The following is a 22679-nucleotide window of genomic DNA, read 5'->3' on the forward strand; positions in this document are numbered from 1 at the left end:
GGCCATCGGGCTTGTCACCGAACCAGGCGACTGGAGCACCTGGGTGTCCATGGCGTCGAGAATCTTTCGGCAGCCCGCGCTGAGCAATCGCTTTCGATCGAACCGAGTGAATCCTCTTGCCCGCATTTCTCGCTCGATACCTGAGCGACTCACCCGTCCCCTCATTATCGGCCAGTCCCCCAAAGGCACTGTCGCCGCAAAGTCCGCTAGGGCGGCTACGTACTCGTCACGCTGGGCTGTCGACTTAACTCCCTTCATTGAGCCGACGGAATTGGACGATCAAACGGGCGAAGCACCGCAGCGGCCTCCCGCTTATCGGGGACAGCGCTGGTCGCAGTGCGGTCGACATCGCGCGTATGCATTCCACGCTGCCTCACGTGAAACGCTATTTGCTGCCACCGGACCATCCACTTTCTCTCACGCTCCTCGCTCGCGGCAAGTTTGTTTTCCAGGACCGTGATTTTTGCCGCCATCGCAGCAATCTGCTGTTCCGCATCGGTCTTGCCCTTTGATAAGCCGCCAGCAAGCGCCGCCTTTGCCAATGCAAAAGCGTCAGTTATCGACTTTCTAGTGTGCAACGTCTGCCGCGAGAAGCCGAATCGAGTCTCCAGCTTCGCCCAGGTCAGGCTGCTGCCTAGCTCACCCCGCTGCCACTTGCCAAGCTCATTAATGATTGCCTGCTCCTCCTGGGGTGACATGCGTCCGAACCGCTTAGCCTTCATGCCCAGCACCCAAGTAATCGACTGGATCAAATAGGGCGATTCCGTTTTGCTCCAGGATCGCTTCGAGTGTTTCGAGCTTCTTTCGGTTGTGATCACGCCATGCAGCGCTCTGTCGCGGGCGTCCGCTGGTTTGGCGCTCTTGCGCCGTCATGTCCGTCACCTTCGTGATTGCCCATTGGCGCATGACATCATCCATACGCCCGCTGTCGGTCTCCGCCCAAACCAGATCGTCGCATTTGGCACTGCACTGCAGGTGTCGTTCGCAGGGCATCTGATTGAAGTCGTGAATGCAGACACCCGGGCCGACGTCATGAACCGCATTGACCTTGGCAGCCACATACGCCTCCCGCAGCTCGATCGGGACTACCTTTAGAACCTGAGCGATACTTCCATGTGCGCGCCCCTCCAGAAGCGCCGCCCTAACCTCGAGCACCCGCTTTTCCCGACTGGAGTGTTGATACGCTTTTGTGTCGCGCGGGTTTTTGCGCCCGAACCAATCTGTCTGGATCAACTCTGGCAGCCCGCCTTCATCGAGAAGCGTATTCATCGTGTGCCGAAAGGCATGTGACGTGAAGCTGATTGAAAGCGCATCCTCCGGGGCATATTCACTCGCTAAAAGCGGTAGAGACCGCTCGATGAACTTCGCAAGCATGACGTGGCTATACCCGCTGGAAAGCCACCATGCACGGGCTGCACCGCCCAGATATACGGGACAGCAGAAGAGCATGTCTTCCAGGTAGTAATGCTGTCCGAATTGATCGGTGTGGACAGAAAAGTTGATGCACTCGTTGAAATCGCGACGGAGATACGCCTCCAGCCCAGCCTTGTGAACATAACGGGGAGCCAGACCAGATCCCGAGTGCTCGGCGTCGGGGAATGAGTGCCCGCTACGGGTAAGCCAGTCAAATGCGCCATCGGGGAGACGAAGCTCGGCGAGATCACCCCGCCAGACGCGTTGCTCCTCCGTCAGGTGGGCGATCGAAGACAGGTCGGGGCCGCCGGTGAGCCGAACGACGCGGGCAGTGGCACGGGCCGCGCTACAAAGCTGCCGTGCCTCCTCGACTACGTCACCGACGACCTCTACTGTCGCGGTAGGAAGCCAGCAATCGCGGTAAGCGCTCGTGGCGCAACCTCTCGACGCCTTGCGGGGGAAATATCGGATGGCTTTGCGTCCATCAGGGCTCGACACCTCGCAGGAAAGCGGCAGAGTAGCAATCTCGGCAAACCGGCGACCCGCGCATGCGAGCAGAGACAGCACCAGGATATGAATCCTGTGCGGATGGCTTGCCGGGACGTTGCGATACAAGCTGCCAAGGAGCCTGTAGACCGCCGTGTCAGCCATCTTATTCGACACCGTCTTTTGCGCATCAGGGTCATCGAGATGTCGAATCTCGATCCCGCCCGTGTTGGGCGGACGTGCTTGGCGAGCAAACTTGTAATCGAGAAGAACAGTGCAGAGCCTATTCGCGTCGAGGTGGCTCGCAAACTCGGCGATGTGCTTATGCATATTGTAGGCAGCACCTGGCGTGTAGTCGCGCGCCACTGCTTCCGATGCCTCGTCCAAATGCTGCGGCAAAATGCCGAAAAGTGGAATATCGCCGGCTGCAGCCTGCACGTAGGCAATGGCATGCACGTGCGTGCGCTGGTTCTCGACCGACTGTGTCGATCGGTGGTATCGCAGTGCAACCAGTGCCTTTGCGCAATCGGCAAAGTCGCCGCGTAGGGCCTCTTGCTTGCGGTTGAGCGGCAGCCCGAAGTGAATACTCACGGCGCGGTTGTTGCGGCCGGCCCTACCGACTAGGGGTCCTCTCGTAACTGTCCACGTCTCTTGGTCCCATTCTGCGCCAGGGAACTGACCCATCAGCTTCTTGGCGAGTTCTACCATCGCTGAGAGGTTCTGCTTGCGATTGCGCTGCAGTTTCGTCAGGAAAGCTACCACCTTCCGGCGCCGCTCTGAACGGCCATCTACAATCCGCTTAGGCATCAGTCTCGAGCCTCCTCGACGATGCGGCAAACCTCTGCAACGGCAAAGATGACGTCGTCGAGCTGCACGCCCAGCCGCTGGTCGTCAAGCTTTTCTAGTACTCGCTCGCGCTCGCTCAACATGCTCGTGAGCACACGTTCGTGGTCCACCGTTCGATACGGCCGAAACTTCTCGCACAGGTAGCAGCTAAATGGTGGGTCGAGATGGCATAGTTTTTTCTGTCCACACAGACCTACCTGGCTGAGCGTGCCAGGCTCTGATGGGTCGGCATAGGCAATCTCAGACGCATTGGTCGAATCATTGCCTGTCTCCGGGTCGATCACCGTTCCGCGGAAGAAGCTCATCAGCGGAGCGAACGACTTGGCCGCGGCGGCATCCAGGCGCCGGACAACGTTACTCTTTAGGTCGAAGTACACTCGGACGTGCTGCGTATCCGAGTGGTCGAGCAGTCGTGCCAACTCCTTGCGACTAATCCCTTCCTCAACGAGCCCGCATGCGAGCGTGTACCTGAGCCGTCGGGGCGTGACGCGCATGATCTCGTGGGTCAGCGGCGAAACGACCCTATTGCGTTGTGCGAAACTTTGCACCAAGGCACTTATGCGTCCGCTCTGGACGCGTGCAGCCCTGTCGACGACATCGTCATGTACCAGCAGCGTACGTCCCCTCGGGTGTCTGAACAGTGGTTGGAACGAAACATTGGTCGGCCCGTCAAAGGTTGCGACGGTGACGACCTCAGACATGCACTGTTTCTTCAGGTCGACAACGTATTTGGCTAGCCGATGTTCCATCGGTTCGGTGCGAATTTCGTCCCGGGGATGCAATTGCCTCTTCTTTATCCGAGGCAAATCGATCATGTATGCGGGTGGAACATTCGCGAGGCCGTCGGCGACGTTCCGGATGTCATTCGCTTCTAGATAAGCGAAGCAGGCCGGATTACGGCCGAATGCAATGCAGAGGGCGAGAGCTGCCCTCTGCTCAATGCTCTCGTAGTCCTGACAGGTGTCCTCGGATAAGGCGCGAAGAAGCAACGGCAGCTCTACCGTGCGATCGAGCGGACCGTCGTCGGGATCGTTAACTCGAACCGCTTCTCCCTTCGGGCTGCCTGGAATAATCAGACCATCGAGTTCGTGAGCATAGTCAATATCGAATCCGATCTCGGGAAACGCTTCGGCGCACCACACGTACCAGCGGGTTATGAGATAGATTGTCCATAACGCCTTCTTGTTCTTGGCCTCGCTGATCGCAGCTTCCATGGCCTCAAGAAGCCGATCTTCGAAGGAAGTTGCGCCGCCACGCTTGGAATAATTGTTCGAGTAGAGCCGCTTCAGTGCTTTGAACGCCGTAACACCGCTAGTGTTTGATATCGTCTTAAGGCGATGGACGACATAGCGCTTTACAGTCCAGCAGAAAGTGGGGTCATCGATTCTGTCGAAGTAGAGGCGATCGATGTTTCGGGCCGTAGGGAGCGTCCATGTGTCAGACGACCCATCTACGAGCGTCCCGTCTCGGGTCGAGAAGTTTTGAGGAATATCCGCTAAGAGCCTCGCTTCGCTAAGCTCAAATCGCTCTCGAGCCGCTGGCATTCTCATTCACGGCTCCGCACAGCAGATGCGAGAGTTCGTGCCTGGTAGTCGCTTAAGGCTTTATGTGCGCGACGCTCAGTCTCCCGTTGCAAGTAGACGTCCTGTGATGCAAGCGAGGTGTCGCCACGCATTAGCGCGAGTGCACTGGCACGTTTCTCTTCTGAGAATCCGGCTTCGGCGAGTCCTTTCTCTATCTCACAGGAGAAAGTATGTCGAAGGCTATGGGGAGAAAAATCTTCTGGCAGCATCCCGGGCAGCCGTGAGCGGAACTCGACAAAAAGCGCGTTCAGGCGAGCCCGCGAGAGTGGTTCGCCTTCGTCACTCAGAATCAGATAGGGCGAGTCGATACTCGACCGCATCGCGAGGACTTCTCGGTCACGCATGATGTAGTTATTCAGTGCTCGGGCGAGACTTGGGTCTAGTGGAAGTACTCGCCCTTGCCGCTTGACGCGTGGCCTTGGCCTGCGCACGTCCTGCGGATCCGGCGGGCGGCGTACCACTTCGAGTGACGGTATCGCGCCAAATTTGATGTCCGACACCTTCAGGAGCAGAAATTCTCCGCTTCGTAGCCCGCAAGACATCAGAGTCATGCCGATCACTTGGTTGCGGGAACGCAGCTCCGGGGACGCGCCATGACCGTCGATTTCCGGGTCTAGCATTGATAGGAAGGCTGACTGCTGGTCAGAGCTAAGAGCTCGTGCGCTAGCTGCAGAAAGCGGCTCATTCATGAGCACAGAGGCGAGCGCGGCAGCAGTGAGACCCTTTACGCGCTCAACCCTCCTACAGACCTTCTCGTCGCTTGAGATCGACGCCAGAACGCATCGCGCAATCCAGTTCAAGTAGCTCGCCGTGGTCTCTACCCGCGAATTGAAGACCGCGGGCGTGACTGCGCGAGAGCCACCGCGACGCGGGACGCGGAGAACTTCGGCAAGCGAGCCCACTAACTCCGCTTCCGTGAAGCCAAGCCCTTGCTCAACCCTGTGCCAAGGGTCGATCTGGTGCTGGGCACACCACTCAAGAAACGGAATTAGCTCTCGTAGCTGCCTGGTCAGCGTTGCTGGGGAGCTCGCCCGTCTGGAGATCGTCCATTCATTGGGCTCTGGAATGGGAAGACCAGTGGCATCAAGAAGAAGCGGCAGTTCGTCGCCGCTCGGATGTGAGACTAGTTGGACTCGCATTCATCGCGCTAAGCCGGGGTGAGAGCTCCACGATGAACTTTACATTCCTGACCTTCAAGCGTTTTTCGGACCCGCACCCCCGATCAATAGAAAAGCCGCCAAACCTTACGGTCCGGCGGCCTCAGAGCAGTGCTCGATCTTTCGTAAAGATGGGATGTTTGAAGCCAGACGACATCCAGCAACTTTACGTTTGTAAAGTTATCCCAATCAGAACGGAATATCGTCGTCCGCGAAATCGTCCGCGAAATCGTTGTTGCGTGCCGCAGGGGCTTCGCGACGCGGCGCAGACTCGGAGCGCTGCGGTGCGCGGGCCGGCCGATCGCCGCCGCCACCGCCGCCACCGAACTCGCGGCGTCCACCACCACCACCGGCCCCACCGCTGCCCTCGCCGCCACCGCCGAGCATCTGCATCTCGTCGGCGATGATGTCGGTGAAATATTTCTTCGACTCACCCTCGCCGCTCGTGGAGTACTCGATGCGGCCTTCGATGTAGACCTGGCGGCCCTTCTTGAGGTACTCGCCGGCGATCTCGCCGAGCTTGCCGAACAGCTTCACGCGGTGCCATTCGGTCTTTTCGATCTGGTTGCCGTCGCGGTCCTTGCGAGCGCTGGTCGTCGCGAGCGACAGCGAGCAGACGGCCATGCCGCCCTGCGTGTATCGCATTTCGGGATCGTTGCCGAGATTGCCGACGAGGATGACCTTATTGATGCCGCGTGCCATGAATGCTGGTCCTGGTTGGGCGCCCGAAGGCAGTGACCGAGTGTGAAGTATAGCCGGGGGCGTCTGCCGCCCGGGCGCCGACGCACCGGCGGGTAGGACTTTGCCGCAATGCCGTCGCAGCGATCGGGACGGCTCGGGCGAGCGCGGCGGCGTCCACGGCGGGCGCAACCCGGCACGGTGCGGCGTGAAGCCCACCCGCGCGCCGGCGCAAGACCGCGCATCGACGAGCGTCGGGCTGCGCTCCGTATAATTGCGCGGTCTCCCCCGCCGGACGCTGCATGTCGACCCCCGCCCTCGCCGCTGCGCCCGACCTGTCCGCGATCCAGGCGCTTGCGCGCGACGACATGCAGGCCGTCGATGCATTGATCCGTCGGCGTCTTGCGTCGGACGTCGTGCTGATCAACCAGGTCGCCGAGTACATCATCGGCGCGGGCGGCAAGCGCCTGCGGCCGATGCTGCTGCTGCTGGCCGCGGGCGCGCTCGGCCACCGCGGCGCGGACGCGCACCAGCTTGCGGCCGTCGTCGAGTTCATCCACACCGCGACGCTCCTCCACGACGACGTCGTCGATGAGTCCGACCTGCGCCGCGGCCGGCGCACTGCGAATGCCGTGTGGGGCAACGCGGCAAGTGTTCTCGTTGGCGATTTCCTCTATTCGCGGAGCTTCCAGCTCATGGTCGAGCTCGAGCAGCCGCGCGTGATGCGGATCCTCGCCGACACGACGAATCGCATCGCCGAGGGCGAGGTGTTGCAGCTGCTGCACGTGCGCAATCCCGACACCGACGAGGCCGCCTATCTGCGCGTGATCGAGCGCAAGACGGCGGTGCTTTTCGCGGCCGCGACGCAGCTGGGTGCACTGCTGGCCGGCGCGGACGAGGCGACCGAGCAGGCGCTGCACGATTTCGGCTTGCACCTCGGGTATGCATTTCAGATTGCCGACGACGTGCTCGACTACGCGTCCGATGCGGAGACACTCGGTAAGAACCTGGGCGATGACCTTGCCGAAGGCAAGGCGACGCTGCCGTTGATTCACGCGATCGCCCACGCCGACGCGGCAACTCAGGCGCGGCTGCGTGCGGCGGTCGAGCACGGCGACACCGAGGCGCTGCCCGAGGTGGTCGCCGCGATCCACGCGACCGGTGGGCTCGAACACAGCCGCAACCAAGCGCGCCACTACGCCGCGCTTGCGGAGGGCGCGCTCGGTGGGCTGGCCAACAACGCCTATGTCGATGCGCTGCGCGGACTTGCGCGGTACGCGGTCAGCCGCGACCACTGAGTGCATCTCAGCGTCCGCTCAGAGCGGGCGTCGTCCGAGGTCAAACCAGCCAAAGCTGGTTGGATGTTCCGTCAGACGCGTCAGACGCGGCGCGCAGCTTACTCGCTCGCGAACTGCCGCCGGAAGAAGTCTTCCATCATCCCGTGCGCGCGCGTGGCAGCGCGCTCGTCGTAACGGCAGTTGCTGGCCGGGTCGTTGCCCGCGCGCGGCTCGGCGAAGCAGTGCACGGCCCCGCCAAAGTTCACGAACTGCCAGTCGGCGTTCGCAAGGTCCATTTCCCGTTCGAATTCCTCGATGTCCTCGTCGGTCACGGCTTTGTCCGCCGCGCCGTTGAGCACGAGCACCGGCGTCTGCATGACGTCTTCCTTTGCACGCATCGACGTGTCGAGCCCGCCGTGAAAGCTCGCGACGCCCGCGAGATCAGCGCCGCTGCGCGCGAGCTCGAGCACCGCGGTGCCGCCGAAGCAGAAGCCGATCGCGCCGACCCTGCCCGCGTCGAGCGGGGCGTTGCCGGCCTGCGCCCGCAGCACCTCGACCGCTTTCGCCGTCCGCGAGCGCAACAACGCCGGATCCGAGCGCAGCGCGCCAGCGACCTTACCGGCCGCTTCATTGGTTTCGGGCCGCACCTGGGTCCCGTACACGTCGGCGACGAGAATCACGTAGTCATCCGCAGCGATGCGCTTCGCAAGTTCGACCGACGGCGCGGTTACGCCGCGCCAGTTCGGCACCATGAGAAGGCCCGGTCGCTTCGTCGCGACCGCGTCGTCGTAGACGATCGTGCCGGTGAACGATTCGCCGTCGATCGTCCATTCAACCGGCCGCTCGACCGGAGCGGCGAACGCGGGCGACACAAGGCAGGCGAGTGCAGCGGCAAGCAGGCGGCGGGCCATGGCGGCAGCTCCGGATGAAGTGCCAGCGAGCGTAGCCCCACGCCGCTCGCCACGCGTGAAACTCAGGCGATGCCGAGCCCCGGAATCGCACTGATCAAATCGGGATTGAAGCCGGCGAGCGAGGCGAAGTGACGGCCGCGTTCGACGTAATCCCGATACACCCCAAAGCTCGGCGCGCCCGGCGACAACAGCACGACGCCCTCGCCGTCCAGCGCCTCGCGCGCCTGCGTCATTGCATCACGCAGATCGCACGCAGCCGAAAGTGCAATGCCGCACTGCGTTGCGAGGGGCTCGATCAGTGCGTGGATGCGCGGACCGTTCTGCCCCATCGTGACGATTGCCTGCGGCCGAGCGACGCCGTCGCGCAGCGCATCGGAGAATGCCTGCCAGTCTACGCCGCGGTCATGGCCGCCGACGAGCAGCGCGACGCGACGATCGCGAAAGCAGTCGAGCGCAGCGAGGCTCGCGTGCGGCGTCGTGCTGATCGAGTCGTTGACGTAGAGCACGCCGTCGCGCGTGCCGAGCGGCTGCAGACGGTGCGGCAGCGGCCGGAACGACGCCGCATGCGGCGCAAGTGCGGCGGCGTCGAGGCCGAGCGCCTCGATCGCGGTCAGCACTGCACAGAGATTGCCGCGGTTGTGGCGGCCCGGCAGCGGCAGCGTCGCGGTGTCCATCACGAAGCGCTCGCCTCGGTACAGCGCATCACCGCGCAGATGCCAGCCCTCGGCGTGCCCGAACCAGCGCACCTCGCTGTCGGGCAGCGACAGCGCCGCGAGCCGTGCGTCGTGCGTATTGAGCACGGCAATGCGCGGTTTCGCCTCCGTCACGAGCTTGAGCTTGTCCTCGACATAGCGCGCATCCGAACCGTGCCAGTCGAGGTGTTCCGGAAAGAGGTTCAGCACCACCGCGACCGCCGGCCGCACGCCGCTCGCGGCGACGTCGCCGGTCTGGTAGCTCGACAGCTCGATCACGCGGAAATCGACCCCGGCTTCCGGGAGCTCGAGCAGCGGCAGGCCGATGTTGCCGGCAAGCGCGGTGACATGGTCCCCGGCGCGCAGCAGGTGCGCGAGCAGAGCGCTCGTCGTGCTCTTGCCCTTGGTGCCCGTCACGCAGACCGTGTGTGCGAGGGTGCCCTCCGCGTCCGCGCGCTCCGCGCACCAGAGCGTGGTGCCACCGATGAAGCGCGTGCCCGCCTCCCGCGCCGCGAGCGCCTCGGGCCGATACGGGCTGATGCCGGGCGATTTGACAACGACCGCGCAGGCGGCGAGCGCGTCGGCCGTCGCCTCGGTTTCGACTGTAAGCGCGGAGTCACCCAACGAGTGGAGGTCGGCGACCTCGTCGGGCGCGCAGAACACCGTCAGCGGCAGGGTCGCATTGGCCGCACGCAGCGTGCGATACGCCGCCCGCCCCTCGCGCCCCCAACCCCAAAGCGCGATGCGACCCCCATCGGCCGCGATGCGCTCAAGCGCCGAAATGCGCACGGACGCGCTCCCAGAGTGGCGCAGGCACGCGGTGCTGTGCATCGAGTTCCAGCAAGGGCTCGATGCCGAGCGCTGTTGCGTCGAGCTGCGTCCGGATCTCGCGCGCGAAACGCTCGACGATTGCGTCCTCGCGCCATTCCGGCCGCTGCGCGAGCGCGGCCATCGCGGCGCGCGACTCGCGTCCCTCGCCCACGCATTCGAACGGCTTGTGGTCCTGGAACTCAAGCAGCGCATCGAAGCCCGCCGTCTGCGACGCCTCGTCGAGCAGGTTGCGACCAAAGATGCCGACCAGCCGCGGCTTGGACATGAACGGCGCGAGCGCGAGGAACACGAAGTGGCACTTCGGGCACACGCCGCACCAGCGGCTCGCCGGTCGCTCGCCGCGGATGTGGAAGTTGCGGTTGCAGCTCGAAAAATGCGCGTCGTAGCGATCGAGCTTCGCAAACTGGCGTGCGACCGCGAGTTCGCTGAGCGGGCGCAGCAGCGAGTAGTACGCAAGGTCGGCGGCGATGAAGCGCTGCAGGTGCTCGCCGAACGCGGACTCGAACGCCCAGCCCTTCGACCACTGGTGGTTCACCTCGCCCGTGCCCTCGATGAGGCTGCCGTAGCTCGCCGAATGCTCGTTCGAGAACACGACCTGGTCGACACCGAGCAGCACTGCGGCGAACGCGAGGATCGCCGAGTTCACGGCGGTGACCGGGATATGCCCGTTCCATGCGCCGTCGCGGTTGTAGTCGAACAGCTGCGGCGCGAGCGTGCGGCCGATGTTGAGCGTGGGCAGGCCCGTGCGCGCGGCGCAGTCGGCGATGAGCTGCGAGCCGCCGATCCATGTCACCGTCTGCTCGATGCCGGCAGCGCGCAGCGCCTCGATGCTGACGAGGGAGTCCTTGCCGCCGCCGATTGCGACGAGCGCGTGCGTGCGCAGGCCGAGCGCGGGCGCGGCATCGGAACGGCCGGCCTGGGCAGGAAAGCGGATCCGCTCGCGCAGGTCGAGCCCGTTGCGGTACGCGAATTCGCCAAGACCATTGAGGTAGACCGTGTCGAGCAGCGCCGCAGTGTCGGCGTCGATCTCGTAGGACTCGATGCGGATCGAGCCCGGCACCGCAGCTTTGTAATAGCTCACGCCGGCAATCAGGTGCAGCAGCCGCAACGCGCGCTCGGCGGCCTGGGCACGTACGTCGTCGAGTGCGAACGGCGCGCCGGGCACCGTGATCGTCTCGACAAGCTCAGGGCCGTCGTCGAACGCGTACACGAGCCGCGCGACGCCGGTGTCGGCATCGAACGTGCAGCGCACGAAGCGGAACGATTCGATTGCGTCGCGCTGGAACATCCACTCACTCATCGGTTTGACCTGTGGGCGGGCCGAAGCCTGCCGGTTGTGTTGCCGCGGTCGGTTCAGGCCGTCCGCGTTTCGCGCGCGCTCAGCCGATCACGTCTTCGGCCGGCAGCGCGCGCCGGTTGTAGGTGTTCGCCATCGCCATGCCGTACGCACCCGCGTCGGCGACGACGAGCACGTCGCCTTCGGCGGTTGCAGCCGGCAGGCGACGGTCGCGGCCGAGCACGTCGCCGCTTTCGCAGATCGGGCCGACGACGTCGAACGTCGCGAGCTGCATATCGTCGAGGCGGCCGAGGTTGTGGATGCCGTGGTAGGCGTCGTACATCGCCGGCCGTGCGAGCGCGTTCATGCCTGCGTCCGCGCCGATGCGGCGCACGCCATCCTTCTCGATCACCTGCGTGACGGTGAGCAGCAGCGCGCCGCTTTCAGCGACGAGGTAACGGCCCGGCTCGATGACGAGGCCGTAGCGCGGGTACGCGCCCTTGATTTCGGCGAGCCCCGCGCGCCAGGTGTCGAGGTCGAAGTCCTGCGCGTCGGGCGTGTACGGAATCGGAAGGCCACCGCCGATGTCGATCGTCTCGATCGTGCCGACGCCGTCCGCAAGGCCCGCGAGCTTCGCGTAGACCTCGCGCCAGTGGCCGGGCACGTCGATCCCGCTGCCGAGATGCGCGTGCAGGCCGGTGATGCGTACGCCAAGCCGGCGCGCCGCGTCCACGAACGCGTCGAACCTCGCGAGCGGCAGGCCGAACTTCGCGGCGACGCCGCCGGTGCGCACCTTCTCGTGATGGCCTTCGCCGTGTCCGAGATCGAGCCGCAGCCACAGCGACCGGCCGCGGAACGTCTCCGGCCAGCGCTGCAGCGCCTCGCAGTTGTCGATCGTGACGGTGACGCCGCGCGCGAACGCGGCGTCGTACTCCGCGCGCGGCGCGAAGCTCGGGGTGAACAGCACGTTCGATGCGGCGAGATCCGGCACCGACGCGAACGCGTGCTCGATCTCGGCGAGCGACACGCATTCGAGCCCGAAGCCCGCCTCGACGATCGCACGCAGGATCGCCGGGTGCGCATTCGCCTTCATCGCATAGAAGCCGCGGTCGATCGCCGGCGTCGCGAGCAGCGCACGCGCGCGGGCACGCACCGTGTCGAGGTCGTAGACGTAGCGGGGCGTGCCCGCCTGCGCGAACTCCAGCAGCGCCTCGCGCCGCGTCGCCCACCAAGGCGTCGCGCGCGGCACGCGGCCGTGCACGACCTCGCGCCAGCTCGGGCCGAACACCGTGTCGTCGTTGACCGGCATCGCGCCGCCGCGGATCAGCTCGGCGTGCAACTGCGGCAGCAGGCCGTCGGCGTCGGCTTCGTCGATGACGAACGTGAGGTTCAGATCGTTCGACGACTGCGAGATCAGGTGCACGCGCTCCTCGCCGAACGTGGCCCACACATCGGAGAGCTTGTGCAGCAGCGAGCGCATGCCGCGGCCCACCAGCGTGATCGCCGCGCACGGCGCGATGACCTTCACGCGGCACACCTCGGCGAGGTCCGCGCTCAGCGCTTCGAGCACGTTGCTCGTCACGAGGTTCTCGCTCGGGTCGAGCGAGACGGTGACATTGGTCTCCGACGAGCCGATGAGGTCGACCGACAGGCCGTGGCGCTTGAAGCGTTCGAACACGTCGGCGAGGAAGCCGACCTGCTGCCACATGCCGATCGATTCCATCGACACGAGCACGATGCCGTTGCGGCGGCTGATCGCCTTGACGCCGGGCACCGTCGCGGCCGACGCGTCGATGCGCGTGCCGGGCAGGTCCGGGCGCTCGGTGTCGAGGATCGCCATCGGCACGTTCGCGTCGCGGCACGGCGCGATCGAGCGCGGGTGCAGCACTTTCGCGCCGGTCGTTGCGATTTCCTGCGCCTCCGCGTAATCGAGCCGCGCGAGCAGGCGCGCGTCGGGCACTTCGCGCGGATTCGCGCTGAACATGCCGGGCACGTCGGTCCAGATCTCGACACGCGCCGCGCCGAGCAGCGCGCCGAAATACGCGGCCGAGGTGTCCGAGCCGCCGCGGCCGAGAATCGCCGTGCCGTCGTCGTCGTGGCGGGCGATGAAGCCCTGGGTGATCAGCACGCGCGTGGGCTGCTGCGCGAAGCGCTCGCGCGTCGGGGTGTCGCCGTCGTGGCGGCAGTTCACCGACAGCCGCTTCGACCACTCGCTCGCGTTTGGCAGCGACACCGCAGTCAGCCACTGGCGCGCATCGCACCAGCCGATGTCGAGCCCGCGAGAGCGCAGGTAGGCCGCGCCGAGCGTCGAAGAGAGCAACTCACCCTGCGCAAGCACTTCGGCCTGCCAGTCCAGCGGGCGCGTGGCTGCGCGCGGGTCGGTTGCGAGCGCCTGTAGCGCGTCGAGGCGCTCGCCGAGCACGGTGTCAGGATCGAGATCGAGCTCGGTGCAGAACGCGCGGTGGCGTTCGACGAGCGCGGCGATGCGTCCCGCGACGCGATCGCCGTGCGCAATTGCTTGCAGCTCGTTCGTCACGCCCGACAGCGCCGACACCACGACGAGCACGCGCGCACCCTCGTCGGCCAGGCGTTTGGCGGCGAGCGTTCCGATGGTGTCCCAACGGTTGCGGCGGGACACGGACGTGCCGCCGAACTTGAGTACGACCCAACGATTCACTTGCACCGCATTGGCCTCGAGCGAGAGAAAAACCGACCGGTTGATCGGGCATGTCGAAATGACGCGCGCGCCGGGAAGGGCCGGCACGCGGGGCCATAGAATCGACGGTTCGCCGCTTGCTGGCGAATAACGTTTCATTCTAGTCGACGCCGCCGGAGCCCCCGCATGACGCAACGCCGCTTTCTGCAACTGGACGTGTTCGCCGACCGGCCCGGCGCCGGCAACCCGCTCGCGGTCGTCGTCGATTCGGACGGGCTCGACACCGCGGCGATGCAGGCGTTCGCGAACTGGACGAACCTGTCGGAGACGATCTTCCTGCTGCCGCCCGAGGCCGGCGCAGACTATCGCGTGCGTATTTTCACGCCGCGCCAGGAGTTGCCGTTCGCCGGGCATCCGAGCGTGGGCGCCGCATGGGCCGCGCTCGAGACCGAGCTGGCTGAAACCGGCAACGGCGCGCTCGTGCAGCAGTGCGCGGCCGGGCGGTTGCCGGTGCAGATCGGAGCGGGCCGGACCGTGAGCGTGCGCGCACCGCGCGCGAAGCGCGTCGACGCCCCGGCCGGCTCCGAGACCTTGCTCGATGCAGCGCTCGCCGGCGTGCCACGTGGCGCGCTCGCGCCGGCGCTGTGGGACAACGGCCCGCAGTGGTGGGTGGTCGAACTCGAGAGCGAAGCGGCGGTGCGCGCGATGCGGCCGGACCTCGCGGCGATTTCCGAACTCACGCTGCACGACGGCGCGGTGGGACTCTCCGTGTTCGCCGTGTGCGACGGCGCCCCGCACGACGTCGTCGTGCGTGCGTTCTGCCCGGCCGACGGCATCCCCGAGGATCCGGTGACCGGCAGCGCAAACGCTTGCGTCGCCGCCGCGCTCGCCGATGCGGGCCGCGTGCCGGGCCGGGGCGGTGCTTACCTCGCGAGCCAGGGCCGAGAGGTCGGTCGCGATGGCCGCGTCGAGGTGCGTGTGGACGCCGAAGGCGAGGTCTGGATCGGCGGCGCCGTGCAGGCGGTCATCCGCGGCTCGGTCGATTGGTAATAAGCTGCGCGCCCCCACGCCGGACCCCGCCGCCATGACCCGCCGTTTCGTGCAGCTCGACGTCTTCGCCGATCGCCCCGGCGCCGGCAACCCGCTCGCGGTCGTGCTAGACGCCGAAGGCCTCGACGACGCGACGATGCAGGCGATCGCGCGCTGGACGCGCCTGCCGGAGACGACATTCGTGTTCGCGCCGACGCAGCCCGGCGCGGACTACCGCGTGCGCATGTTCAGCCCGCGCCGCGAAGTGCCGTTTGCCGGACACCCGAGCGTTGGCACGGCGAGTGTCGTGCTCGCCGCTGGCCTCGCGACGCCGCGCGACGGCCGCGTGCATCAGGAAGGCCTCGCGGGCGTGCTGCCGCTGTCGGTCGACGGTGACGGCGGAGATCGCACGATCGCGGTGCGCACGCCGCGTGCGCGCGTGGTCGAAGTCGCCGAGCGCACCGACGTGCGTCTCGTCGAAGCGGTCGCCTCGCTGCCGGCCGGCGCGTTGCCGCCGGTGCTCATGGACGGCGGGCGCCGTTGGTGGCTGGTCGAGGTCGAAAGCGAAGCCGCGCTGCGCGGCGCGACGCCGGACTGGGCCGCGATTTGCGCGCTCGCCGAAGTCACGCAGAGCATGGGCGTGTGCGCGTACGCACGCGCTGATGCGGGGCGCGAGTACGACCTCGTGGTGCGTGCGTTCGTGGGCGCGCCCGCGCATTTCGAAGATGCCGCGTCGGGCGCCGCAAACGCGACGCTCGCGGCGTGGCTCAACGAGCGCGGCGCGCTGCCCGGAACGGACGGCCGCTATGTCGTGAGCCAGGGCCGCGAGGTCGGGTTCGATGCGCGCCTGCAGCTGCGTGTGGATGCCGATGGCGAGGTCTGGTCCGGCGGCCGCGTGTGCAACGTCGTGCAGGGCACGATCGACTGGTGAGTACGCGCCGTGCGTGTGCACGGCGATGGATTACGCTGCATTGCGCGGACCTCCACCAAGGGGGCGCCTGGTCTTTCAGTCCCGACCCGTAGTCCCGCTTGCTGCGCGCCGATGCGGATGTCGGCACAGGCCGCGGTGCACGACCGCCGGCGACGGGCGACAGGCAGTGGGTGACTGGCGACAGTTCGCGGATTGCAGACGGCGGAGGATCCATGCGCTGCGGCCATTTCCAGCACACGCGACATTTGGGAGCACCCGTCGCGCTCGCTCGCACTGCGTCGTGGGAGCCGCCTCAGCGTGGAGGAACGCGCAGTTCGCCGCTTCGGTCGCGCCGTGCCTGCAACCAGCCCACGACACGCGCCGCCGTGCTTGTCGCCTCGCGACCGAGCAGCGGGCCGACGTGGCTCGCCTCGGGCAGGCGCATCAAATCTGCGCTCCACGCGAATGCGCATTCGGCGGTGAGCGCAGGCGGAACGTCTTCGTCGCGACCCGACGCGATGCACAGCACCGGGCAGCGCGGCGGTTCGACGTCGAGTCCGGCATGCGCGTCGCGGAGCACGCGTCCGGATTCATCGCGCCAGCGGCGCATGGCCTCGATGACGGTCGCCTCGTCGGAGTCGAACAGCGCGCGCCTCGTCGACGCGAGACGTGCATCGGTGCTCCAGCGCACAACGTCGGGCCACGTGTGCGGCGGCAGTCGCGACGCCCACGGTGTGGGCGGGAGCGGGTTGACGAGCACGAGCGCGTCGGCGTCATCCGCGCATGCGAGCGCCAGCAGACCGCCGAGGCTCGCGCCAACGAGCGCACGCGGACGCGGCATGGCCGTGAGCGCGATGCGGACCTGCGCCACGTAGTCGTCAACGCCGGTCGATGCGGGGCCACCGTCTGCGGGCTGCAGGTCGATCGCCCCGCACTCGACACCGTGCGCGTTGAAGACGCCCCGCCACAGCGCCCATTCCCATGCGCCACCGCCGGCGCCGTGCACGCACAGCGCGTGGGCGATGCCCGTTCGTAAGTCGTCCTGGTAACGCCCAGCGGCAACGCGGCCCGGTGGCCTTTGTGTGTCGATGTCGCTCATGCGCGAAGTGTCGCGCCTTTGCATCCGCGCTGGGGTGCGGTCGCGCGGTCGCGCGGTCGCGCGGTCCATCGTGCGGTTGTCCCAGCGAAGCGCAATCACAGGCCGAATGCCCCGGCTCGACCTGCGTCGAACCGATGCGACTGCGCAGTCGCGGCGACGCGTGTCTGCGCCCGCGCCGCCCGACAAAAACGTTCCGTCGAGTGCTGCGTCCGGCGCGACACTCGACAAAAAGGCTTACGAAGCGAGCTTTGCCTCGAGTTCGATCGTCACTGCAGACAGCGCCTTCGACACCGGGCAGTTCTCCTTGGCGTCATTCGCGATCTGCTTGAAGCGCTCCGCATCCAAGCCCGGCACCTCGCCCTCAACCGTCAGTCGGATACGCGAGATGTTCGGCCCGCCGTCCATCGACAGTTCGACGTTCGCACGCGCGTCCAGGCGCGTCGGCGCGTGCCCGGCCTCAGTGAGCTTGGCCGACAGCGCCATCGCAAAGCAGCCCGCGTGCGCGGCGGCGATGAGCTCTTCGGGGTTCGTGCCCTTCTCATCGCCAAAGCGGCTATTGAAACCGTAGCGCGTGCCGTCGAGCAGGCCGCTCTGCGGCGTCGACAGCCGGCCTTCGCCGGACTTGAGGTCGCCTTCCCAGCGGGCGGTCGCGTGACGGGTAATGGCCATGGTGCACATCCTCGGTCGATCGAAAGGACGCGCAGCGTAGCGGCCGTGCCGTGACGCGCGCATGGCACGAGCGGACGGGGCCTTGACCGCGCGTCGCGACGGGAGGACGCTCGACCGGCCGGCAGCCACTGCCGGCACCCCCGCCATGACCGCCCGCCGAGCGCCCACGCTCGGGCGCGCAGCGCGGACAGCCATGACGGCCTTCAGCCCAACCACAGGGAGAAGTCCGCTCATGCCTTACGCCCCCGCCTCCATCCGCAACGTCGCCCTCGCAGGCCACCCCGCCGCCGGCAAAACCACGCTATTCGAAGCCCTGCTGCACGCCGGCGGCACGATCACCACGGCAGGCAGTGTCGAACGCGGCAGCACCGTGTCCGACTTCGATCCGATCGAAAAACAGCGCGGCCATTCGCTCGACCTCGCGGTCGCGAGCATCGACCACGACACCCGCGACGGCCCGATCCACGTCAACCTCATCGATACGCCCGGCTACCCGGACTTTCGTGGGCCCGCGCTGTCGGCGCTGGCCGCAGTAGAAACCGTCGCCATCGTCATCGACGCCGACACCGGCGTGGAGTACGGCGCGCGCCGGATGATGGAGTACGCGAAGGCGCGCGACCTCTGTCGCGTCATCATCGTCAACAAGATCGACCACGGCGCCGACCTTGCGCAGTTGCTCAACGAGCTGCGCACGACGTTCGGCGCCGAGTGCCTGCCGCTCAACCTGCCCGCCGACGGCGGCACTCGCGTGGTCGACTGCTTCGGCCAGCGCGCGGGCGACAGCGATCTCGGTCCGGTGGCCGACTGGCACCAGAAGATCCTCGACCAGGTCGTCGAGATCAACGAAACGGTCATGGAGCACTACCTCGACAGCGGCGAGGATGGACTGTCGGGGCAGGAGCTGCATGACGCGTTCGAGCAGTGCTTGCGAGAGGGTCACCTCGTGCCCGTGCTGTTCTGCTCGGCGCGCAGCGGCACCGGCGTGCGCGAGCTGCTGGACGTCGCCGAGCGGCTGTTCCCGAACCCGGCCGAGGCCAACCCGCCTGCGCTGGTCATCAACGGCAGCGGCGAACCCCGCCCCCTCGACACGAAGCCCGACGCCGAGGGCCACGTGATTGCCGACGTGTTCAAGGTGGTCAACGACCCGTTCGTCGGCAAGCTCGGGGTGTTTCGCGTGTACCAGGGCACGATCAGGCGCGACAGCCAATTGTTCGTCGACGATGGTCGCAAGCCGGTGCGGGTCGGCCATCTGTACAAGCTCAAGGGGCGCGAGCACGTGGAGATCGACGAGGCCGTGCCGGGCGACATCGCGGCGGTCGCGAAAATCGACGAGCTGCATTTCGACGCCGTGCTGCACGATTCCCACGACGAGGACCACGTGCACCTCGCCGCGCTCCAGTTTCCCAAACCGATGTTCGGGCTCGCGGTCGAGGCCGCGCGCAAGGGCCAGGAACAAAAACTTTCGACCGCGCTGCACAAGCTCGCCGAAGAAGACCCCTGCTTCACCGTCGAGCACGAAGCCGAGACGAACGAGACCGTGATCCGTGGGCTGTCCGAGCTGCATCTACGCATCAACTTGGACCGGCTGCGCGACAAGTACGGCGTCGAGGTGACCTCGCGGCCACCGCGCATTGCGTATCGCGAGACCGTCGCCACGCCGGCCGAAGGGCACCATCGGCACAAGAAGCAGACTGGCGGCGCCGGCCAGTTCGGCGAGGTGTTCCTGCGCGTCGAACCGTTGCCGCGCGGCGCCGGCTTCGAGTTCGTCGATGAGGTCAAGGGCGGCACGATCCCCGGCCAGTTCCTGCCCGCGGTCGAGAAAGGCGTGCGGCAGGCGCTCGCGGGCGGCGCGGTGGCCGGCTACCCGATGCAGGACGTACGGGTGTGCGTATACGACGGCAAGCACCACCCGGTCGATAGCAAGGAGGTCGCGTTCGTGACCGCCGGCAAGAAAGCGTTTCTCGACGCGGTCGCGAAGGCCAAGCCGCAGGTGCTCGAACCGATTGTCGACCTGGAGGTCAGCGCGCCCGAGCAGCACATGGGCGACATCAGCGGCGCGCTTGCGGCGAAGCGTGCGCGCATCAACGGCACCGACGGCGCACGGGGCGAAGTCGTCGTACGGGCACAAGTGCCGCTGTCGGAACTGGAGAGCTTCGCGGCCGAGCTGAAGTCGATGACGGCCGGTCGCGGGCGGTACTCGCTCGATTTCAGCCACTACGAGCCCGTGCCCGTCCAGGTGCAGCAGAAGCTCGGCGCGGGCTACAGGCCCCGGCACGAGGAAGACTGACGTCGAGCCGCGGCCCGCATCGGGCGGGCCGCGGCGAACTCAGAGGTCGGGCTGCGACCGCTCGGCAGTTCCGACAGCGCGGTGGCCGTGGGCGCGCAGAGCGCCCGCGATCGTGGCGCCTTCGTCGTCCTTCAACAGCAGTCGCCCTTCGCCGCGCGCGAGCCGCCGCTGCACCGCCGGCTCGATCGGGATCTGGGCGCCGATCACCCGGCCTTCGTCACCGTCGCGCTCGAGCGGCAGTGCGAGCAGCGCGTCCCGGGCGCCGCCGTCGCCTTCGAGCGCAAGCGTGACGTCACGCACCTGCGGCGGCAGGGACCAGCCGACCAGATCGAGGCGCGCAGCGTTATCGTGGAGTGTGAGACGCGCTTCGCCGCGCAGGCCGAGATCCGGCGGTGCAGAGTCGCCCGCGCGCACGTCCGTGATGAGCAACGCGCGCAGCCGCAGCGGTTCGTGTCCTGCCGCTTGAGGCATTGCGAGCGCCATGAACGCGCACGCGAGCCACATCGCGCAGACCAGACTGCGAGCAGCGATGCGGCGGTCGATGACAGGGCGGGCGGACACGAAGGCACAGTACGTCGCGCAGACGGTGGGACCGCGTGAAAAAAGCCGGTTTTTACCTGCTTCCGCCCACTTTCCATGCTCCGACCTGCACATGGCGGCCCCGGGTAAAACCGAGCGGGAGCAGCGCCCCATCGGTCATGACGCGCATCGTCGTCCAACCACGCCGCCTGGCCACGACGCGCCGTGTCCGCGTGCGTCGCTAGATTCAGCGCATGCCGGATTCGTCTGCACCAGTTGACCCCACATCGCCACCGGCGCAAACCGCAGCGACGCGGGACTACACGTCAGCGGCGTGGCAGGTCGTGATCTGGACGGTGCTCGGACTTGCCGCGTACGCGGGAATGCACTGGTTCTGGCACCGGCCCGAGATGCGGCAGCCCCGCCTGCTCGCGGAGCTCGTGCGCATGCCGCCGCCCGACGCGTTGCCGGTCCCGGTCGAGGGCGTGCGCCCCGATGCGATCGCAGACACCTGGGGCGCGCCACGCGGACGCGATCGCACGCATCAGGGTGTCGACATCTTCGCTCCGCGCGGCACAGCCGTGCGCAGCACCACGCGAGGGCTGGTCACGTCGGTGCGCGACGGCGGACTCGGCGGCCGGCAGGTCTGGGTGCTCGGTCCCGGTCGCGAGCGGCACTACTACGCGCATCTCGACGACTGGGCCTATGCGCTCGCGCCCGGCGATGTCGTCGAGGCCGGGACGACGCTTGGAACCGTCGGCACGACCGGCAACGCACGCGGCACGCCGCCGCACCTGCACTACGGCATCTACACCGGCAACGGCCCGATCGACCCGTTGCCGCGGTTGCGCGCCAGGCACTGAACCGTTGAGCCGCCGTGTTCGTCGACATCGGCATTGATGCCCGTTCTCGATGCGGAATACGACGCACTGCACGCCTCCGCGCGCGGCCGTAACGCAGACCGTGTTCGTGCGGTAACCCTGCCCCGCCGCGAGCGCAGCGCATCCGCTACGCTCGCGCTTCACGAAGGATGCCCATGCCGCGCCAGACCGCTCCCGCTCCATGGTGGACCCGCACTGCTGCGATCGCGGCGGCCGTGATGCTGGTGGCCTGCGTGCTTGCCATCGCGCGGTGCGCCGGTTCCGACCGGAGCGGCCAAATGGAAGCTGCCCAGCCGGCGACGGGCGGCGACGAACCAGTTGCGTCCGTCGCGCCCGCGAGCACCCAGCCCGAGACGAGCGCAGCGGATGCCGCCGCTCACGCCCGCCGGACGCAGGCCGTCTCGGAGGCGATCGACGCAGTGCACGCATACCTGCAAGCCGTGGGCGCGCAGGACTTCGAGACAGCCGACGCGCTTTGGCAGCCGAACCGTCGTCCGGCCGCCCAGGATGAATCCGGCTTGCGTGAGCTAGGGCCGCTGCGCGCTCTGCGCATCCAGAACCTGTCGCCGGCGCTGCCGACTGGCAACGAGATTCCCGCATCCCTGGAGGTGCCGGTGCAACTGGTCGCCCACCTCGAAAGCGACGGACCGGTCCGGTTGAACGGGCACTACCGCATGCGACGGGACCCGGTGCGTGCGCGCTGGGAGATCTCGGGCGCATCGCTGCGGCTGGTCATTCGGTGAAGCCCGGATTCATCGCGGCGCGCGACGATGGCGGCCGCTGCCCGAACGGAGACCCGCGATGACTCAATCCCTCGACCGCACCGCCACACGTGCCCTCGGCACTGCTCGCACGCCGCCCCCGGCCTGCGAGAAAGGCGCCCGCGCTGTCCGAACCGGCGCCGTGCAGCCGCTCGCCGTCGCGATCATGCTCGCGCTGTTCGTCCTAATCACGGGCTGCGCGACGCGCGTGGGCACGGTGCTGTTCGGCAATGAATTCGCGTTCTCGACGCCGGAACTGCAGCAGTCGCTCGAAAGGCGTTTTCCGCGCGATTACGAAGCACTCGGCGGACTCGCCACGGTCAAACTGATGAACCCGCGGCTGTCGATCCCGAGTGGCGGCGGTCGGCTGCGCGTGGACTTCGACGTCGGATTCGGTGGGCCCCGCGGCGGTGGCGACACGCCCGACGGGCGCATCGCGGTGACGAGTGCGCTGCGCTACGATCCCGCCACGCGCGGGCTGCACCTGCTCGATCCGAGTCTCGAACGCGTGGAGATCCCCGCGCTCGGCGGTGTCATGAACGACACGGCACGCAGCGCGCTCAACCGCTGGCTCGTCGATTACGCTCGCGACGAACCGATCCATCGTTTCGACGACAGCCTGCTTGCGCGCATCGGCGCCCGCCGCATCTCGGGCACGCGGATCGAGCCCGGTCGCGTCGTCATCCAACTCGGCCCCTGACAGTAGCTTTCCGCATGC

General features: G+C 66.9%; 19 protein-coding genes. 7 read left to right on the forward strand and 12 right to left on the reverse strand.

The window, feature by feature from the left end:
- Window positions 1-254: 254 nt before the first annotated feature.
- From IE075_RS06475 to ssb, 5 genes are all read right to left on the reverse strand, one after another.
- Window positions 255-752: a protein kinase gene (locus IE075_RS06475; RefSeq protein WP_189454393.1), complete on the reverse strand. Its 498-nt coding sequence runs from the start codon at window positions 750-752 to the stop codon at window positions 255-257.
- Entirely contained in the window at window positions 712-2706 is a 1995-nt protein-coding gene (locus IE075_RS06480; protein WP_189454395.1) for an integrase, read from the reverse strand. Before IE075_RS06480 ends, IE075_RS06475 begins: the two co-directional genes overlap by 41 nt.
- The gene (locus tag IE075_RS06485; RefSeq protein ID WP_189454397.1) at window positions 2706-3959 is read right to left on the reverse strand and encodes a site-specific integrase; all 1254 of its coding nucleotides are present in this window, start codon (window positions 3957-3959) and stop codon (window positions 2706-2708) included. Before IE075_RS06485 ends, IE075_RS06480 begins: the two co-directional genes overlap by 1 nt.
- A 332-nt stretch (window positions 3960-4291) precedes the next feature.
- Window positions 4292-5017, reverse strand: coding sequence for a site-specific integrase (locus IE075_RS06490; RefSeq protein WP_189454399.1), 726 nt, complete (start codon window positions 5015-5017; stop codon window positions 4292-4294).
- A 657-nt stretch (window positions 5018-5674) separates the two neighbouring features.
- A complete protein-coding gene (gene ssb, locus IE075_RS06495) occupies window positions 5675-6187 on the reverse strand; it encodes a single-stranded DNA-binding protein (RefSeq protein ID WP_189454401.1) in 513 nt (170 codons plus the stop codon).
- 278 nt (window positions 6188-6465) lie between these two features.
- Between ssb and IE075_RS06500 the strand changes: the two genes are divergently transcribed.
- On the forward strand, window positions 6466-7461 hold the full coding sequence (locus IE075_RS06500; RefSeq protein WP_189454403.1) for a polyprenyl synthetase family protein: 996 nt from the start codon (window positions 6466-6468) through the stop codon (window positions 7459-7461).
- 98 nt (window positions 7462-7559) lie between these two features.
- On the opposite strand, the gene IE075_RS06505 is transcribed toward IE075_RS06500, so the two are convergent.
- The 4 genes from IE075_RS06505 to IE075_RS06520 form a co-directional block, all read right to left on the reverse strand.
- A complete protein-coding gene (locus tag IE075_RS06505; protein WP_189454405.1) occupies window positions 7560-8351 on the reverse strand; it encodes a dienelactone hydrolase family protein in 792 nt (263 codons plus the stop codon).
- A gap of 62 nt (window positions 8352-8413) precedes the next feature.
- A complete protein-coding gene (murD, locus tag IE075_RS06510) occupies window positions 8414-9832 on the reverse strand; it encodes a UDP-N-acetylmuramoyl-L-alanine--D-glutamate ligase (protein ID WP_229792346.1) in 1419 nt (472 codons plus the stop codon).
- On the reverse strand, window positions 9813-11162 hold the full coding sequence (murL, locus tag IE075_RS06515; RefSeq protein WP_425489357.1) for a UDP-N-acetyl-alpha-D-muramoyl-L-alanyl-L-glutamate epimerase: 1350 nt from the start codon (window positions 11160-11162) through the stop codon (window positions 9813-9815). The genes murD and murL overlap by 20 nt, the downstream gene beginning before the upstream one ends.
- Before the next feature lie 91 nt (window positions 11163-11253).
- Window positions 11254-13827: a bifunctional aspartate kinase/diaminopimelate decarboxylase gene (locus IE075_RS06520; RefSeq protein ID WP_425489343.1), complete on the reverse strand. Its 2574-nt coding sequence runs from the start codon at window positions 13825-13827 to the stop codon at window positions 11254-11256.
- 165 nt (window positions 13828-13992) lie between these two features.
- Here IE075_RS06520 and IE075_RS06525 point away from each other — a divergent pair, with 165 nt between their 5' ends.
- Window positions 13993-14856: a PhzF family phenazine biosynthesis protein gene (locus IE075_RS06525; protein WP_189454412.1), complete on the forward strand. Its 864-nt coding sequence runs from the start codon at window positions 13993-13995 to the stop codon at window positions 14854-14856.
- A 34-nt stretch (window positions 14857-14890) separates the two neighbouring features.
- On the forward strand, window positions 14891-15766 hold the full coding sequence (locus IE075_RS06530; RefSeq protein ID WP_189454414.1) for a PhzF family phenazine biosynthesis protein: 876 nt from the start codon (window positions 14891-14893) through the stop codon (window positions 15764-15766).
- A gap of 292 nt (window positions 15767-16058) precedes the next feature.
- Here the strand turns inward: IE075_RS06530 and IE075_RS06535 are convergent, their stop codons facing one another.
- Together IE075_RS06535 and IE075_RS06540 are read right to left on the reverse strand one after the other, a co-directional pair.
- A complete protein-coding gene (locus IE075_RS06535; RefSeq protein WP_189454415.1) occupies window positions 16059-16844 on the reverse strand; it encodes an alpha/beta fold hydrolase in 786 nt (261 codons plus the stop codon).
- Window positions 16845-17078: 234 nt separating this feature from the next.
- A complete protein-coding gene (locus IE075_RS06540; RefSeq protein WP_189454417.1) occupies window positions 17079-17513 on the reverse strand; it encodes an OsmC family protein in 435 nt (144 codons plus the stop codon).
- A gap of 232 nt (window positions 17514-17745) precedes the next feature.
- Here IE075_RS06540 and fusA point away from each other — a divergent pair, with 232 nt between their 5' ends.
- A complete protein-coding gene (fusA, locus tag IE075_RS06545; RefSeq protein WP_189454419.1) occupies window positions 17746-19800 on the forward strand; it encodes an elongation factor G in 2055 nt (684 codons plus the stop codon).
- A gap of 39 nt (window positions 19801-19839) precedes the next feature.
- Here the strand turns inward: fusA and IE075_RS06550 are convergent, their stop codons facing one another.
- Entirely contained in the window at window positions 19840-20361 is a 522-nt protein-coding gene (locus IE075_RS06550; RefSeq protein WP_189454421.1) for a hypothetical protein, read from the reverse strand.
- Window positions 20362-20702: 341 nt separating this feature from the next.
- Here IE075_RS06550 and IE075_RS06555 point away from each other — a divergent pair, with 341 nt between their 5' ends.
- The 3 genes from IE075_RS06555 (at window position 20703) to IE075_RS06565 (ending at window position 22661) form a co-directional block, all read left to right on the forward strand.
- Entirely contained in the window at window positions 20703-21182 is a 480-nt protein-coding gene (locus IE075_RS06555) for a M23 family metallopeptidase (protein ID WP_229792388.1), read from the forward strand.
- A 173-nt stretch (window positions 21183-21355) separates the two neighbouring features.
- Window positions 21356-21943, forward strand: coding sequence for a hypothetical protein (locus tag IE075_RS06560; RefSeq protein ID WP_189454425.1), 588 nt, complete (start codon window positions 21356-21358; stop codon window positions 21941-21943).
- Window positions 21944-22001: 58 nt separating this feature from the next.
- Window positions 22002-22661, forward strand: coding sequence for a hypothetical protein (locus IE075_RS06565; RefSeq protein ID WP_189454427.1), 660 nt, complete (start codon window positions 22002-22004; stop codon window positions 22659-22661).
- The last annotated feature ends 18 nt before the right edge of the window (window positions 22662-22679 follow it).

Origin of the sequence: Cognatilysobacter bugurensis, assembly GCF_014652095.1 — a bacterium.
GTDB classification, from domain to species: domain Bacteria; phylum Pseudomonadota; class Gammaproteobacteria; order Xanthomonadales; family Xanthomonadaceae; genus Cognatilysobacter; species Cognatilysobacter bugurensis.